A 15,008-nucleotide genomic window follows, 5' to 3' on the forward strand; every position below is an offset into this window, starting at 1 on the left:
GCCGGCGTCGAAGTCACTTCGTGGGGGCGAGGCGGCTTACCCCTCCCACTTGCCCAGCGCGGCCAGGCCGTTTTCCTTGGCGCGCTCGTACACCACGGCCTGGGCCTTGGCGAAGTTGCCCTTCAGGTCCTGCGACCAGAGCTTCAGCGCGGCCTGCTGCATGGCGCGGCCGTAGGAGAAGCTCAGCGGCCACGGCAGGCTGCCCAGCTGGTTCATCGCGTTGAGATGGGCGGTGGACTGCTCGTCGGTCTGGCCACCGGACAGGAACACCACGCCCGGCAGGATCGCCGGCACGGTGCTCTTCAGGCACATCACGGTGGACTCGGCCACTTCGTCGACGTCGGCCTGCTCTTCACAGTCCTTGCCGGCGATGACCATCGAGGCCTTCAGGATGGTGCCTTCCAGCAGCACGTTCTGCTCGTACAGCGCGCCGAACAGCGAGCGCAGCACGGCTTCCGTCACTTCGTAGCAGACTTCGATGTTGTGGTCGCCGTCCATCAGCACTTCCGGCTCCACCATCGGCACCAGGCCGCATTCCTGGCACAGCGCGGCATAGCGGGCCAGCGCGTGCGCATTGGCTTCGATGCAGGTACCGGAGGGGATGTCCTCGCCGATGGTGATGACCGCACGCCACTTGGCGAAGCGCGCACCCAGCTTGTAGTACTCCTTCAGGCGGTCACGCAGGCCGTCGAGGCCTTCGGTGACCACCTCGCCCGGACAGCCGGCCAGGGCATGCGTGCCCTTGTCGACCTTGATGCCGGGAATGATGCCGTGGTCGGCCATGTACTTGGCGAACGGCACGCCGTCCTTGGTGGACTGGCGCAGGGTTTCGTCGAACAGGATGGCGCCGGAGATGTAGTCCGACAGCTTCGGCGTGGTGAGCAGCAGCTCGCGGTAGGCGCGACGGTTCTCTTCCGTGTTCTCGATGCCCACGCCCTGGAACCGCTTGGCGATGGTGGTGGTGGACTCGTCGATCGCGATGATGCCCTTGCCCGCGGCCACCATGGCCTGGGCGGTTTCGGCAAGCTGTTCGATGCTCATGGGGTTCCTGGGGAAGCGGCGGGAAAGATACCAATTATAGCCCACTGACCAAGCGGCTTTGGCGATGAAGGAGCGTTGCAACCGGTTTCAAGAGCGCTAGATCGCCGGATCCGACGGTTCCGCTTTCAGATCGCCATAGCGCCAACGGTGGATCATGTTGGAGATACCCCGGCCTCGCAGCAGGAACACCGTCGCGAGCACGGCTTCGAACGCGGTAGCGATGGCATCCGGCAACAACTGGTCCAATCCGTTGTCCAGCGTCAGCGACCCCGGCGTCGCACGCGAAAAGATCACCCAGCGCACCAGCAGGTACGCCGCGTCTTTCAGGGCGACGAACAGAAACCACGCGCCGATGACGGAAATGGCGAGTCCGAGCCAGACGCGTGGCTCCAGGTCGCTCTCGAAGACTTGCTCTTTGGGGCTCGACAGGGTCAGTCGCGCCAGCTTGTCGGCGAACAGCCAAGCCAGCGCCAGTAGACCGAGCACGGACGCCACGATGATCAGCGATGTGCCTTCACTGCCCAGCGGCATCTCGCCCCGCCGGATCGCGATCAACAGCGAAGGAACGCCGACCAGCGCATTCGCCGCGACCCACACGATCACAGCGCGGATCGCGATGCACAGCAGGGTGTAAGCGTTCGTCCTTGTCATGCGCGACTCCGGTGATTACAGCTCGCCCAGGCCCTCGGCCTTGCCGCGCTCGCCCATCTGCAGCAGGCGCAGCGTATTGGTGGCGCCGTGCTTCTCCATGTGGTCGCCGCTGGTGAAGATCACGCGGTCGCCCTCGGCCAGCAGTTCGCGGTCGTGCAGCACGCGCATCGCATCGCGGGCGGCCTCGCGCGGCGCCAGGCCACGACTGTCGAACGCGATCGGGAACACGTCGCGGATCATCGCCATCTTGCGGCGCGCGCCGTCGTGGCGCGAGAACGCGTAGATCGGTGCACTGGAACGGAAACGCGACAGGAACCGCGCGGTGCCACCGGACTCGGTCATCGCGACGATCGCGCGCACGCCGATGTGCTCGGACAGGAACATCGTGGCCATCGCGATGGCCTGGTCGGCGCGCTCCAGGTTGCGCGGCGCCTTCTCGAAATCGGTATCCATCTCGAACTGCTTCTCGGCGCCGAGGCAGATGCGCGCCATCGCTTCCACCGCGCGCACCGGATAGCTGCCGGCCGCGGTTTCCGCCGACAGCATCACCGCGTCGGTGCCATCGATGACGGCGTTGGCGACGTCGAGCACTTCGGCACGCGTCGGGATCGGGCTGTCGACCATCGACTGCAGCATCTGGGTGGCGGTGATCACGACCTTGTTGCGCGCCAGCGACTCCCTGATGATCTTTTTCTGCAGGCCTGGCAGCTCGGCGTCGCCGATTTCCACGCCCAGGTCGCCGCGCGCCACCATCACCACGTCGCTGGCATCGACGATTTCGGCGAGGTTCTCGATCGCCTCGGTGCGCTCGATCTTGGAGACGAGCGCGGCGTCACAGCCATGTTCGCGCGCGATGCGGCGCGCCTCGTTCATGTCGTCGGCATTGCGGCAGAACGACACGGCGATGAAGTCGACGCCGATGTTCTCCGCCACATACGCGATCAGTTCGCGGTCGCGCTCGGTCAGCGCGCCCAGCGACAGGCCGCCGCCCTGCTTGTTCAGGCCCTTGCGGTCGGACAGCACGCCGTCGTTGAGCACGGTGCAGACGATGCGTTCGCCTTCGACCGACACCACCTTCAGCTGCATCAGGCCGTCGTCGAGCAGCAGGACGTCGCCGGCTTCCACGTCGCCCGGCAGACCGAGGTAGCTGACGCCCACCTGCGACGCATCGCCCGGGGGGGCAGCGGGATTGGCTACCAGGTCGAAGCGGTCACCGGTCTTCAGTACCACCTTGCCTTCGGCAAAGCGCTCGACGCGGATCTTCGGGCCCGGCAGGTCGGCGAGGATGCCGACTTCCGCACCCACGCGCTGCGCGGCGAGACGCACCGCCGCCGCACGCTTGGCCTGGCCGGAAGGATCGCCGTGCGAGAAGTTCAGGCGCACCACGTTGACGCCGGCGCGGAACAGGTCCTCCAGCACGCCGGGCGGGTCGGTCGCCGGTCCGAGGGTGGCGAGGATCTTGGTGCGGCGCTGGCGTTCGGTCATGGTACGGATTCCCTGTGATCGCGCAAACGCTACCACAGCGAAACGGGACCGTTGCGACCGACAATCCCCATGTCATCAAGCTGTCCCGGGACAGCAGCGATGCCTGTTGGCGCGACCTTGTGAAAGCGCTGTTTTCTAGCACTTTCGAACGCATGCGCGACTTCGATGGACTGGTATTTTTTTGGTCTCTGCGCGCACGTCGAATGCTGCGCGCGCACACCCGACTGCGCAAAAACGGCGGCGATGAAACGCGCGTTTGACTGCGCGCGTTTTACGCTCAGGCGAACAGTGGCCGCAATTGGTCCGGTGTCGCAGCGAGATGGGTTGCGCCTGCATCACGCAACTCCTGTTCACCACCGAATCCCCACAGCACGCCGACATTGCGCATGCCGTGGTGACGCGCGCCATCGATGTCCATATGGCGGTCACCGACCATCCAGCACGCGTCCGGCGTCAACGACAGTCGCCGCAAGGCTTCGCCGATCAGGTCCTTCTTGTGGCTCAGGCGGCCATCGGCGGTGGCGCCGATGATGTCTTCGAAGCAATGCCCGAACGGCAGGTGCGCAAGGATCTTGCGCGCATGCGGCTCGTTCTTCGCCGTTACCACCGCAAGCCGGTGCCCGTGCGCATGCAACGCCTCGATGGCGTCGCCGATACCGGCGTAGACCTGGTGCTCGAGCCAGCCGTGCGATTCGAAGCGCTCGAGGTAGAGCTCGACCGCCGCTTCGACCTTCGCCGGATCGCCGAGCAACGGCATGAAGCTGGTCCGCAACGAAGGACCGATCCAGCCCCGCAGCTCGGCCTCCGTCGGCACCGGGTGCTCCAGTTGCGTCAGCGCATGCGTGATGCAACGGGTGATGCCGACCGCCGAATCGATCAGCGTGCCGTCCAGGTCGAAGAACAGCGTGTCGCGGCTCACTTGGCGCGCGCTGCCAGCGCGGCCACGGCCGGCAACGTCTTGCCTTCCAGGAATTCCAGGAACGCACCGCCGCCGGTGGAGATGTAGCTGACGTCGTCGGCAATGCCGTACTTGTCCACCGCCGCCAGCGTGTCGCCGCCACCGGCGATCGAGAACGCTTTCGATTGCGCGATGGCGTGCGCCAGCGTCTCGGTGCCCTTGCCGAAGGCATCGAACTCGAACACGCCCACCGGGCCGTTCCACACCACCGTGCCGGCGGACTTGATCAGCTCGGCGTAGCGCCGCGCGGTCTGCGGGCCGATGTCGAGGACCAGGTCGTCGGCGGCGACGGCATCGACGTTCTTCACCGTCGCCGGCGCATCGGCGGCGAAGGCTGTCGCGACCACGACGTCGGTCGGCAGCGGGATCTCGGCGCCGCGCGCTTTGGCGTCGGCATCGATCTTCTTCGCGGTATCGATCAGGTCGGCTTCGTAAAGCGACTTGCCGACGGCATGGCCTTCGGCCGCGATGAAGGTGTTGGCGATGCCGCCGCCGACGATCAGTTGGTCGACCTTGCCGACCAGGCTGGTCAGCAGCTCCAGCTTGGTGGACACCTTGCTGCCGGCGACGATGGCGAGCAGCGGACGCGCGGGGTTGGCCAGCGCCTTGTCCAGCGCATCCAGTTCGGCCATCAGCAACGGGCCGCCGGCGGCGACCGGTGCGAAGCGGATCACGCCGTGCGTGGAGGCTTGGGCACGGTGCGCGGTGCCGAAGGCATCCATGACGAACACGTCGCACAGCGCCGCGTACTTCTTCGAGAGCCCCTCATCGTCCTTGCCCTCACCGACGTTCATGCGGCAGTTCTCGAGCAGCACGATCTGGCCCGGCTGCACGTCCACACCATCCACCCAGTCCTTCACCAGCGGCACGTCCACGCCAAGCAGTTCGGACAAGCGGGCGGCGACCGGCGCCAGCGAATCCGCCTCGCTCCACACGCCTTCCTTCGGGCGGCCCAGGTGCGAGGTCACCATGACCGCCGCGCCCTTCTGCAGCGCCAGTTTCAGCGTCGGCAGGGACGCGGTGATCCGCTGCTCGGAGGTGATGCGGCCCGCGTCGATCGGCACGTTCAAATCCTGGCGGATCAGCACGCGCTTGCCGGCGAGGTCGAGGTCGGTCATGCGGACGATGGGCATGGGAGGTCCTGGGCAGCGGGAAAGACGGCTATTGTCCCGCCTGCCCTGCCCTGCCGCAAACGACGGGCGACCTACGCGGAGGGACGGTTGCGCAACAGACTGAAGGCGAACGCCGCCACCAGCGCCGCACCGAGCACCAGCAGCCCCCACAGCAGCCAGGTCTTCCAGTCGCGCGGCGTGGGCGGTGGAATCAACGCGGCATCCCCGGCGAGTACCGAGGCCGGCGACAGGTACGCCGGCGCAGGCTGCCAGTCTTCACCCCGGTCGCGGCGCAGCGCATCCACGAGGGCCGGCATCGGGACGGTCGCGCGACTCGCCCGCGCGCTGCCCGCGACCAGTGCGTAGGGCGGCGTGCCCTGCGCGAGGAACACCATGACCTCCGGCCGGTAGCCCAGCCGCAGCGTCGGTACCTGGTCCGGCAATGCGCCCCTGTTTCGCAGCCGCCAGTAGCGATCGCGCGCAGGCCCGCTCGACAGCGGCTGCGCGGCCGAACTGCTGGGCTGCTGGCCGGCCACCCGATAGGCCACCCAGGGACCCGCGCGCAGGCGCCACGGCGCATCCAGCGCATCGCGGCTTTCCAGCGTCCACTCGCCGACGGCGTAGTCGTCGACTGCCAGGTCGGCGAGCGCCACCGGGTAACGTCCATCGCTTTCGTAGGCGAAACCGTCCACGCCCTGCTCGGAAACACGGCGGCCCCGCAGTTCCGACCACAGCACGGACTGCTGCGGGTGCACTTCGTCGAGGCGCACGCGCACCTCGCGGATCGGCAAGGCCGGCGAGGCGTCGAGCGGCACGAAGCGGATGTAGCGGAGTCCGGCACGGATCGGCGCTTCGTCGCGCAGCAGGCGTTGCGAGCCGCGCTGTAGCTCCACCAGCGTCACGCGCTCCTGCACCGTCTCCCACGCCTGGAGGTCCTGGCTGCCTTCCACGCGGTAGCGGGCTTCGCGCGGCGTCCCCGGGTCCCAGGTGAACTCCAGCGCTTCGGCGTTGTAGCGGATGCCGCTGAGATCTACGAGGAACGCACGCGCGGGACCCGCCGCGCTGCTGCCGCCGCCATCGGCTTCGATGCGGACGATGCGCCCGTTCTCGCCGAACTGCGCCGATACGCGCGAAGGACCATCGTCATCCTGCGGCGAGGCAGGCAGCGGGAACCACGGCACCACGATGCGTCGTGCCGGCAACGCCGTGGGTTGTTCCGGTCCGAACAGCGCGGCGGCGACCGGCTTTGCGTTCGCATCCAGCACGTCGATATCGCGCAGGTCGGGCCACGCGGTGGTCGTGTAGACATCACGATCCAGCACCACACGGTAGGCGCCCGCCTGTTCGGTCGACAACGCCAGCGGCCAGCGCTTCGCATACGGCGCCGGTGCGGGCGCCTGCGCGGCGGCGAGCGTGGGCAGCAGCCCGAGTAGCAACAAGAACTTCTTCATGCGGACACTTCCTCGTTCTCGACGCGGCGCGGCGGGGCCGGAGCCAGATACCCCACCACCGTGCACAGCAGGCCATAGGCGATGAACGAACCGATGCCGAGCAGGTTGCCCAGATGCTGCCGATCGACGAACACCAGCTTCGCCAGCACCACGCCCATCAGCACCGCACCGCCCAGCCACAGCATGCGCTGGCCACGACGCGAGCCGATCACCCAGCCCAACACGCCCAACACGCTCCAGGTGACCGTCAGACTGGTCTGCGCCAGGCTGCCGGAGACCAGACTGTCGTTCCACGGCACGTCGCCCCAGTGGTGGACGGCATGCAGCACCACCGAGGTGATCCACACGAAGGCCAGCGACGACAGGAGGACGATGCGCGCCGGCGGCAACGCGCGTTCCTCCGGCATCCACCAGCACAACAGGAGCACCAGCGTGCCGAGCTGGGCCAGCTCCAGCGGATTCAACACCGGAATCCAGGGCAGCGGCGTGGCATCGCCAGCGAGGAACAGCGACACCAGCCACCACAGGCCGAGTGCGGCGAACAGCACGCCCAGCAGTGGCGTGCGCCATCCGCCAAAGCGCTCGCCGAGCGGCGCAGCCAGCCACGTCCAGCGGAACAGGGCGAGCGCGGCGACCACCAGCCACGGCAGCGCGATCAGGCCCGCCTGCCAGCCATCGCCCATGCCCTCCACATGATCCGGCAGCCAGGCCAGCAGCAGGCTGGCCACCAGCGGCCACACCAGCCACCACACGAACTGCGCGGCGCCGGCGAGACGGTGTTCGCTGTCGCGCAGGCACATCAGGCTGCGTACGCCCATCACGGCATAGGCGAGCCATGCCCAGGCACCGTATCCGGCGAAGGGTTGCTGGTGCACGTCGGACTGCCACAACGCGAACAGCCCGGCGGACGCCAACCCGGCGAGGGTGGTCCAGGCCAACGCGGTGGCCGGACGCCGGCGATGGACTTCCGCGGCAAGCCAGCCGGTGAGCGCGATGAACACCAGCATGGCGTCGGGCTCGTCACGACGTGCGAGATACTCGACGATCTCGACCATGCCGTTGCCCAGCCACCAGGCGAGCGCCCACAGGTAATACGCCAGCGCGACGCCAGGGCTGCGTGCGCGGTAAGCCCAGGCGCTGGCGAAGCCCGCTACCGCGATCAGCAACGCGCTCATGAAAGACGCGTTGGCGAACATCGGCGCGACCGTTGTCGTCTCATGCCACGACACCACGTCGACGCGCGCGATGAAGAAGGCGACCGCCGCGGCGAGCTGCAGGCCGGCGCCGGTCAGCTGCGGCAACAGGCGCGACTGCCGCAGTCCCAGCCAGGCCAGCGCCGCACCTTCCAGCGCGAACACGCACGCCGTGGCCTGCGCCGACAGCGCCAGCGGTACCGACAGGGTGGCGAAGCCGACCGCCAGCAGCGCGTACGACTGCGCGAGCACGTCGTAGTTCGCGCGACGGCGCAACGCCCACGACAGTCCCGCATACAGCACGCCCAGGCCCAGCGCGCAGAACGCCAGCGGCAGGCGGCTGTCCTCGAAGCTGCCCCTCTGCATCAGGCCCGCCTGCAGCGAGAACGCCACCAGCGGCATGCCGAACACCAGGCAGCCATCGATGAAGTCGCGACGACTGGCCGGCTGGCGCCGCGCGAACAACAGCGGGATCAGCAGGTAGAAGACGAAGAACAGGGCGAGGAACGGTTGCGTGCTGGCGTACTTCTGCGGGCCATAGTCGAACAGGCCCCACGCCGTGCCGATGCCGAAGGTGAAGACGAAGCCGAGCAGGTTCAGTACGCGCCACGACTTGTACCAGGCGATGCCGACGATGGCCGCATTCAACACCGCGTAGTACGAGAACAGCGCCACGTGATTGCCGCTGCCGGTCGACAACCAGATCGGCGCGAGGAAGCCGGCGAGCAGCGCGAACACGGCCAGCGACTTCGCATCCTGCAGGACGGCCAGCATGCCGGCACCGGCGACCAGCACGATGCTCAGTGCAAACGCCGCCCCGGCCGGCATTACGCCGAAGATCTTGAACGCACCGAACACCACCAGCAGCAGCACGCCGATGGCACCGCCCTGCAGGCTCAACGCGAAGGTGCGATTGCTTTCGCGCTTGCGCCACGCGAACACCAGCGCGCCCAGCGCCGCGGCGGCGATGCCTGCCAGGCGCAGCTCCGGCGGCAGCGAGAACCAGCCCTGGTCTGCACCGTACTTCAGCAACGCGGCCACACCGGCGAACAACACCAGCACACCGATCTTGACCGGCACGTTGCCCACGGTGAACCAGCGTTGCACCGCGCGGATCGCAAGGGTGAACACGTCGGGTGTCGCGGGACGGGACGGCGTCTCGGCGCGCGGCGGACGCGGCGGCAACGGAAGAGCGGGCGCCGCGGGAGCCACAGGAGGAGGAGGCGTGGGCGCGGGCCGCTGTGGCGGGATGGGCGGCGGCGCTGCGGCCTGCGGCGGTCGCGGGGCCTCGGCGCGTGACACCGGCGGAGGCGCCGTCCGCACCAGCTCCGCCAGTGTGGGATCCGAGGGGGCAGCGGCCGCGTCGGGCCGCGCCGGCGACACCGCAGGTGCGAGGTGGGCGCTGTGCAGCTTGTCCACCTGCCGCTCCAGCTCCGTGACCCGGCGCTTCAGTCCACTGATCGCGACCAACGCCACGATCAGCAGTACCGGCACCGCCAGCACGGCCAGGCCAAGCAACACCAGGATTCCCGCCAGATCATCCATCGCCTACCCCGTCTCTGCGTATTCGGTGCAAGAAGGGGCATTCCGTCCCCCGGGCCGTCCATTCAGCCTCGCCGCAGCCTCGGGCAACGCGCCGGGATTTGCAAGAATCCGAGCCGCCGGTGGCGGGATCCGGCCCGGCTCGTATCACATGGCGATACCCGGAAACGACACGGGCGCCCAACGGCGCCCGTGCAGCACAGCGGGAACGGTGCGGCTTACTTGCCGGCGACCACGCGGACCATTTCCAGGCACTTGTTGGAATAACCCCACTCGTTGTCGTACCAGCTGACGATCTTCACGAAGGTCGGGTCCAGCGCAATGCCGGCCTCGGCGTCGAAGATCGAGGTGCGGGTGTCGCCGCGGAAATCGGTGGCCACCACCTTGTCCTCGGTGTAGCCCAGGATGCCCTTCAACGCGCCCTGGCTCTGCGCCTTCATCTCGGCCTTGATCTCGTCGTACGTGGCCGGGTTCTCGAGCTCGGCGGTCAGGTCGACCACCGACACGTCGCTGGTCGGCACGCGGAACGACATGCCGGTCAGCTTCTTGTTGAGCGACGGGATCACCACGCCGACGGCCTTGGCCGCACCGGTGGACGACGGGATGATGTTTTCGAGGATGCCGCGGCCGCCGCGCCAGTCCTTGTTGCTCGGGCCGTCGACGGTCTTCTGCGTGGCGGTGGCCGCATGCACGGTGGTCATCAGGCCGCGCTTGATGCCCCACTTGTCGTGCAGCACCTTCGCGATCGGGGCCAGGCAGTTGGTCGTGCACGAGGCGTTGGAGATGATGGCCTCGCCGTTGTAGGTCTCGTGGTTCACGCCGTAGACGAACATCGGCGTGTCGTCCTTCGACGGCGCCGACAGGACGACCTTCTTCGCGCCAGCATCGAGATGCTTCTGCGCGGTGGCCTTGTCGAGGAACAGGCCGGTGGATTCGATGACGATGTCGGCGCCGACTTCATCCCACTTCAGGTTGGCGGGGTCGCGTTCCTGGGTCAGGCGGATCTTCTTGCCGTTGACGAACAGTGCGCCGCCCTCGACCTTCACGTCGCCATCGAAGCGGCCGTGCACGGAGTCGTACTGCAGCATGTAGGCCAGGTAGTCCGGCTCCAGCAGATCGTTGATGGCGACGATCTCGATGTCGTTGCCGAAATTCTGCACGGCGGAACGCAGCACGTTGCGTCCGATGCGGCCGAAGCCGTTGATACCCACCTTGATCGACATTGCTCAGGACTCCTGCGGCCGCGCGCGGCGCGGCGGGGTTGACGGGGGCCGTCATTCTAACAGGCCGCCCCCGCCGCGAAGCCCCGTGGGCATTGATCAGGATCAAGGCATGGCGGGAAACCGGGGCAGAGACTGGCGCCACATTCCAACGAGCGTCACCACCATGAAGAAGACCCTGATCCCGATTGCCATCGCCCTCGCCCTGGGCGCCGCCGTTCCCGCCTTCGCCCAGTCCAAGGGCGACTGGACGCTGGGCGTCGGCGTGCACCAGGTCAATCCGAAGTCGGACAACGGCACCATCGCGGCCGGCACGCTGCCGCTGGAAATCGACAGCGACGTCAAGCCGACCGTGACCTTCGAGTATTTCCTGCGCGACAACCTGGGCCTGGAAGTGCTGGCCGCGCTGCCGTTCAAGCACGACATCTCGGTGAAGGGCGTGGGCAAGGTGGGCGAAACCAAGCACCTGCCGCCGACCGTCTCGCTGCAGTACCACTTCAACAGCAAGGGCAAGGTGTCGCCGCTGCTCGGTGTGGGCCTGAACTACACGACGTTCTTCAGCGAAGACACCACCGGCGCGCTCGAAGGCGCCAAGCTGAAGCTGGACGACTCGTGGGGCCTCGCCGCTCACGCCGGCCTGGATTTCAAGGTCAGCGAGCGCAGCGCGGTGCGCGTGGACGTGCGCTGGGCCGACATCGACACCGAGGTCGAAGTCGAAGGCGCCAAGCTGGGCACCGCCAACATCGACCCGCTGGTGTACGGCGTGGCTTATGTCCTGAAGTTCTGAGCAGGCCGTCGATCCAGCGCCTGCGGTAAATTGGGGAACGGCCCGTGTCGGTTACAGTACCGGCATGGTCCGTTCCCTTCTTTTCTCACTCGCCCTCGTCGTCTCCCTTGCCATGGCCCTTGCGCCCATGCCCGCGTACGCGTGGGGCCCGCTCGGCCATCGCCTGGTCGCGCTGCTGGCGTGGGACGACCTGACCCCACACGCACGCCGCGAGATCGAGACGCTCCTGAAAGGCGAATCCGACCCCACCTTGGCCGGGATCGCGAGTTGGGCGGACGACCTGCGCGAGAGCGACCCCGTGCTCGGCCGCAAGACGGCGCGCTGGCACTTCGTCAACATCGGCGAACACGACTGCGACTACCAGCCTGCGCGCGATTGCCCGGGCGGCAACTGCGTGGTCGAAGCGATCCGGACACAGGCGACCATCCTGGCGGATACGAAGCGCACGCGTGCCGAACGCCTGCAGGCGCTGAAATTCGTGGTGCATTTCGTCGGCGACGTGCACCAGCCGCTGCATGCGGGTTACGGCCGCGACAAGGGCGGCAACGACGTGCAGGTCAACTGGAATGGCCGCGGCACCAACCTGCACACGCTGTGGGACAGCCGCATGCTGGTGACGAACGGCCGCAGCGAAGCCGACTACCTGCGTCACCTGCGCGCATTGCCGCGGCCGTCGCTGGACGCGATCGCCCTGCCGCCACCCGCGGAAGCTTGGGCCGAGCAGTCGTGCCGTGTGGTGACCCAACCGGATTTCTATCCGCGCCGCGCGAAGCTTGAACAGAGCTACGTGGACAAGCACCTGCCCATCGCCGAGCGCCAGCTGCGTGCCGGTGGTGTGGCGCTGGCGGCGGTGTTGAACAAGGCGCTGGACCGGCACTGACCTTCCCCTCGACATCGCGAGATCGCACATGACGCTCCGCCCCTGTCTCCCGCTCCTGATGGCGATCTGCCTCGTTCCCCCGGCACTGTCCGTACGCGCACAGTCGCATGCCGCGCACGCGCCCTCCGCACCATCGCCCGGCCGCGTGGAGCTGCCATGGCACGCGGACCTGTTGCAGGGCCTGCCACGTCACGCGGTCAGCATGGACGTGCACGGTACGCCGCTGCAGTGCCGTGGCGTGGATCTTGTCGACGTGCTGCGGCGCGCCGGTGCGATGCCCACCGATCCGCTGCGCGGCGCGCACCTCGCCCGCCGCGTGGAAGTGCGCGCGCGTGATGGCTACACGGTCGTGTTCTCGCTGGGCGAACTGGATCCGACCCTCGGCAAGCAGCGCGTCTATGTGGCCGACGAATGCGATGGCAGGCCGCTGCCGGCCGAGGCCGGTCCAGCCCGGCTGCTGATTCCCGGCGACTCACGCCCTGCCCGCAGCGCGCGCCAGATCCAGACCTTCGTCATCGAGTAGTCCTCTCTTCATCACAGGAGTCGTTCGCATGAACCTGTCCGCGTTGCTCCGCCCTGTCGTTGCCGTCGCCTTCCTGCTCGCCGCTGCGTTCGCACCCACCGTCGTGCACGCACAGGACGATGCAGGCCTCACCGTCTTCGCCGCCGCCAGCCTGAAGGAGTCGCTGGACGAAGCCGCCGCCGCCTACCAGAAGCAGACCGGCACTCCCGTGCGCGTGTCCTATGCCGCCAGTTCAGCGCTGGCACGGCAGATCGAACAGGGCGCGCCGGCCGACGTGTTCTTCTCCGCCGACCTGGAATGGATGGACTACCTGCAGGAACGCAACAAGCTGGAGACGGCCACACGCCGCAGCCTGCTGGGCAACCAGCTGGTGCTGGTCGCGCCGAAGGCGAGCACGGCGCGGGTGGACCTGAAGCGCCCGGCAACCTTCCTCGCCGCGCTCGGCGATGGCCGCCTGGCCGTGGGACAGACGCAGACCGTACCGGCCGGCAAGTACGCCAAGGCGTCGCTGGAATCGCTGTCGCTGTGGAACGGCGTCAAGGCACGCCTGGCCGAATCGGAAAGCGTGCGCGCCGCGCTGATGCTGGTGGCACGTGGCGAGACACCGCTGGGCATCGTGTACGCGTCCGACGCGAAGGCCGAACCGGCCGTGCGCGTCGTTGCGACGTTCCCCGAGGACTCGCATCCCGCCATCGTCTACCCGGTAGCGGCCTTGCGCGGCACGCGTTCTGCACAGGCCACGGCCTTCGTGCAGTGGCTGGCCTCACCTGCCGCCGATGCGATCTTCCAGCGGCGCGGCTTCGCAGTGAAGAACTGACCGGCACATGCTCGACGCGTTCTCGCCGGAAGAACTCACTGCCATCCGCCTCAGCCTGAAGGTGGCGCTGGTGGCGGCGCTCGCCATCCTGCCGTTCGGGGTGCTGGTGGGCTGGCTGCTGGCGCGCACGCGGTTCCCCGGCAAGGCATTGCTCGATGCGGTCGTGCACCTGCCGCTGGTGCTGCCCCCGGTGGTGATGGGTTACGCGCTGCTGGTGACGCTGGGCACGCAGGGTACGGTCGGTGCGTTCCTGCAGGAACACTTCGGGATCGTGTTCGCGTTCCGCTGGACTGGCGCCGCGCTGGCCTGCGCGGTGATGGGGTTTCCGCTGATGGTGCGATCGATCCGTCTGTCGCTGGAAGCGACAGACCGGCGACTGGAGCAGGCGGCTTCCACGCTCGGCGCAGGTCCGTGGCGCGTGTTCTTCACCGTCACCCTGCCGCTGGCGTGGCCCGGTCTGGTCGCCGGCAGCGTGCTGGCGTTTGCGAAGGCGCTGGGCGAATTCGGCGCGACCATCACCTTCGTATCGAACATCCCCGGTGAAACGCAGACGCTTTCGTCCGCCATCTACGGACTGATGCAGGTCCCGGGCGGCGAAGCCGGCATCTGGCGACTCGCGGCGGTCGCGGTGGTGATCTCGCTGGCGGCGCTGCTGTTCTCGGAGTGGCTGGTGCGACGCCACTACACGCGCCAGGGGGAAGACAGCTGATGTTGAAGCTCGACATCGAACTCCGCCGCGGCCACTTCCATCGTCATGTCCGCATCGACGACGACGCCCGCGTGATCGCGCTGGTCGGACCCTCGGGCGCCGGCAAGACCTCGGTGCTCAATGCCATCGCCGGCCTGGTAACGCCGGTCGCGGGGCGCATCGAAGTGGATGGGCATTGCCTGTTCGACAGCGCATCGCGCATCGACGAACCCGTGCATCGCCGGCGCGTGGGCTACGTGTTCCAGGATGCGCGGCTGTTCCCGCACCTCGACGTGCGTCGCAACCTGCAGTACGGACGCCATGGCGGGCGCGGTACCCCGCAGTTCGGCTTCGACACCGTGGTCGACCTGCTGGGTATCACCCCCCTGCTGGATCGCCGCACGCGCAACCTGTCCGGTGGCGAAGCGCAGCGCGTGGCGATCGGCCGTGCGCTGCTGTCGCAACCGTCGCTGCTGCTGTTCGACGAGCCGCTGTCTGCGCTGGACCAGGCGCGTCGCGAGGAATTGATCCCCTACCTGCAGCGCGTGCGCGACGAGATCCGCCTGCCCATCGTCTACGTCAGCCACCACCCTGACGAAGTCCGCCGCGTCGCCGACTCCATACACGCTCTCGACTGAGCTGCGCGTAGGCTGCTGCCGG

General features: G+C 67.9%; 15 protein-coding genes. 7 read left to right on the forward strand and 8 right to left on the reverse strand.

Going from position 1 to position 15,008, the window contains the following annotated elements:
• Positions 1-36: 36 nt before the first annotated feature.
• The 3 genes from ACSQ1W_RS14785 to pyk all read right to left on the reverse strand — a co-directional run bounded on the left by ACSQ1W_RS14785 (position 37) and on the right by pyk (position 3,177).
• Entirely contained in the window at positions 37-1,041 is a 1,005-nt protein-coding gene (locus ACSQ1W_RS14785; RefSeq protein ID WP_192272974.1) for a class I fructose-bisphosphate aldolase, read from the reverse strand.
• A gap of 96 nt (positions 1,042-1,137) precedes the next feature.
• Positions 1,138-1,692 carry a hypothetical protein gene (locus ACSQ1W_RS14790; protein ID WP_436044414.1) on the reverse strand — a complete coding sequence of 185 codons (555 nt, stop codon included), beginning with the start codon at positions 1,690-1,692 and terminating at the stop codon, positions 1,138-1,140.
• A 15-nt stretch (positions 1,693-1,707) separates the two neighbouring features.
• A complete protein-coding gene (gene pyk, locus ACSQ1W_RS14795; protein ID WP_436044415.1) occupies positions 1,708-3,177 on the reverse strand; it encodes a pyruvate kinase in 1,470 nt (489 codons plus the stop codon).
• Positions 3,178-3,191: 14 nt separating this feature from the next.
• Between pyk and ACSQ1W_RS14800 the strand changes: the two genes are divergently transcribed.
• Positions 3,192-3,437 carry a hypothetical protein gene (locus ACSQ1W_RS14800; RefSeq protein WP_192272978.1) on the forward strand — a complete coding sequence of 82 codons (246 nt, stop codon included), beginning with the start codon at positions 3,192-3,194 and terminating at the stop codon, positions 3,435-3,437.
• 17 nt (positions 3,438-3,454) lie between these two features.
• Here the strand turns inward: ACSQ1W_RS14800 and ACSQ1W_RS14805 are convergent, their stop codons facing one another.
• The 5 genes from ACSQ1W_RS14805 to gap form a co-directional block, all read right to left on the reverse strand.
• On the reverse strand, positions 3,455-4,096 hold the full coding sequence (locus tag ACSQ1W_RS14805) for an HAD hydrolase-like protein (protein WP_436044416.1): 642 nt from the start codon (positions 4,094-4,096) through the stop codon (positions 3,455-3,457).
• On the reverse strand, positions 4,093-5,268 hold the full coding sequence (locus ACSQ1W_RS14810; RefSeq protein WP_436044417.1) for a phosphoglycerate kinase: 1,176 nt from the start codon (positions 5,266-5,268) through the stop codon (positions 4,093-4,095). Before ACSQ1W_RS14810 ends, ACSQ1W_RS14805 begins: the two co-directional genes overlap by 4 nt.
• 71 nt (positions 5,269-5,339) lie before the next feature.
• Positions 5,340-6,698: a DUF3999 family protein gene (locus tag ACSQ1W_RS14815; protein ID WP_436044418.1), complete on the reverse strand. Its 1,359-nt coding sequence runs from the start codon at positions 6,696-6,698 to the stop codon at positions 5,340-5,342.
• Entirely contained in the window at positions 6,695-9,427 is a 2,733-nt protein-coding gene (locus tag ACSQ1W_RS14820) for a DUF2339 domain-containing protein (RefSeq protein WP_436046205.1), read from the reverse strand. Before ACSQ1W_RS14820 ends, ACSQ1W_RS14815 begins: the two co-directional genes overlap by 4 nt.
• A 224-nt stretch (positions 9,428-9,651) precedes the next feature.
• The gene (gene gap, locus ACSQ1W_RS14825) at positions 9,652-10,656 is read right to left on the reverse strand and encodes a type I glyceraldehyde-3-phosphate dehydrogenase (RefSeq protein WP_162336785.1); all 1,005 of its coding nucleotides are present in this window, start codon (positions 10,654-10,656) and stop codon (positions 9,652-9,654) included.
• Between the two features lie 163 nt (positions 10,657-10,819).
• Here gap and ACSQ1W_RS14830 point away from each other — a divergent pair, with 163 nt between their 5' ends.
• The 6 genes from ACSQ1W_RS14830 to ACSQ1W_RS14855 all read left to right on the forward strand — a co-directional run bounded on the left by ACSQ1W_RS14830 (position 10,820) and on the right by ACSQ1W_RS14855 (position 14,986).
• Positions 10,820-11,440, forward strand: a complete 621-nt coding sequence (locus ACSQ1W_RS14830; protein ID WP_436044419.1) for an OmpW/AlkL family protein — start codon at positions 10,820-10,822, stop codon at positions 11,438-11,440.
• A 127-nt stretch (positions 11,441-11,567) separates the two neighbouring features.
• A complete protein-coding gene (locus tag ACSQ1W_RS14835; RefSeq protein WP_436044420.1) occupies positions 11,568-12,320 on the forward strand; it encodes a S1/P1 nuclease in 753 nt (250 codons plus the stop codon).
• A 58-nt stretch (positions 12,321-12,378) separates the two neighbouring features.
• On the forward strand, positions 12,379-12,843 hold the full coding sequence (locus ACSQ1W_RS14840; protein ID WP_436044421.1) for a hypothetical protein: 465 nt from the start codon (positions 12,379-12,381) through the stop codon (positions 12,841-12,843).
• Positions 12,844-12,871: 28 nt separating this feature from the next.
• Positions 12,872-13,660 (forward strand): molybdate ABC transporter substrate-binding protein, encoded by a 789-nt coding sequence (modA, locus tag ACSQ1W_RS14845; protein WP_436044422.1) that lies wholly within the window; start codon positions 12,872-12,874, stop codon positions 13,658-13,660.
• A 7-nt stretch (positions 13,661-13,667) separates the two neighbouring features.
• On the forward strand, positions 13,668-14,369 hold the full coding sequence (gene modB / locus ACSQ1W_RS14850) for a molybdate ABC transporter permease subunit (protein ID WP_436044424.1): 702 nt from the start codon (positions 13,668-13,670) through the stop codon (positions 14,367-14,369).
• Positions 14,369-14,986, forward strand: a complete 618-nt coding sequence (locus ACSQ1W_RS14855; RefSeq protein ID WP_436044425.1) for a molybdenum ABC transporter ATP-binding protein — start codon at positions 14,369-14,371, stop codon at positions 14,984-14,986. Before modB ends, ACSQ1W_RS14855 begins: the two co-directional genes overlap by 1 nt.
• The last annotated feature ends 22 nt before the right edge of the window (positions 14,987-15,008 follow it).

The sequence above is a fragment of the Pseudoxanthomonas sp. LjRoot143 genome (genome assembly GCF_964252945.1).
GTDB lineage: Bacteria > Pseudomonadota > Gammaproteobacteria > Xanthomonadales > Xanthomonadaceae > Pseudoxanthomonas_A.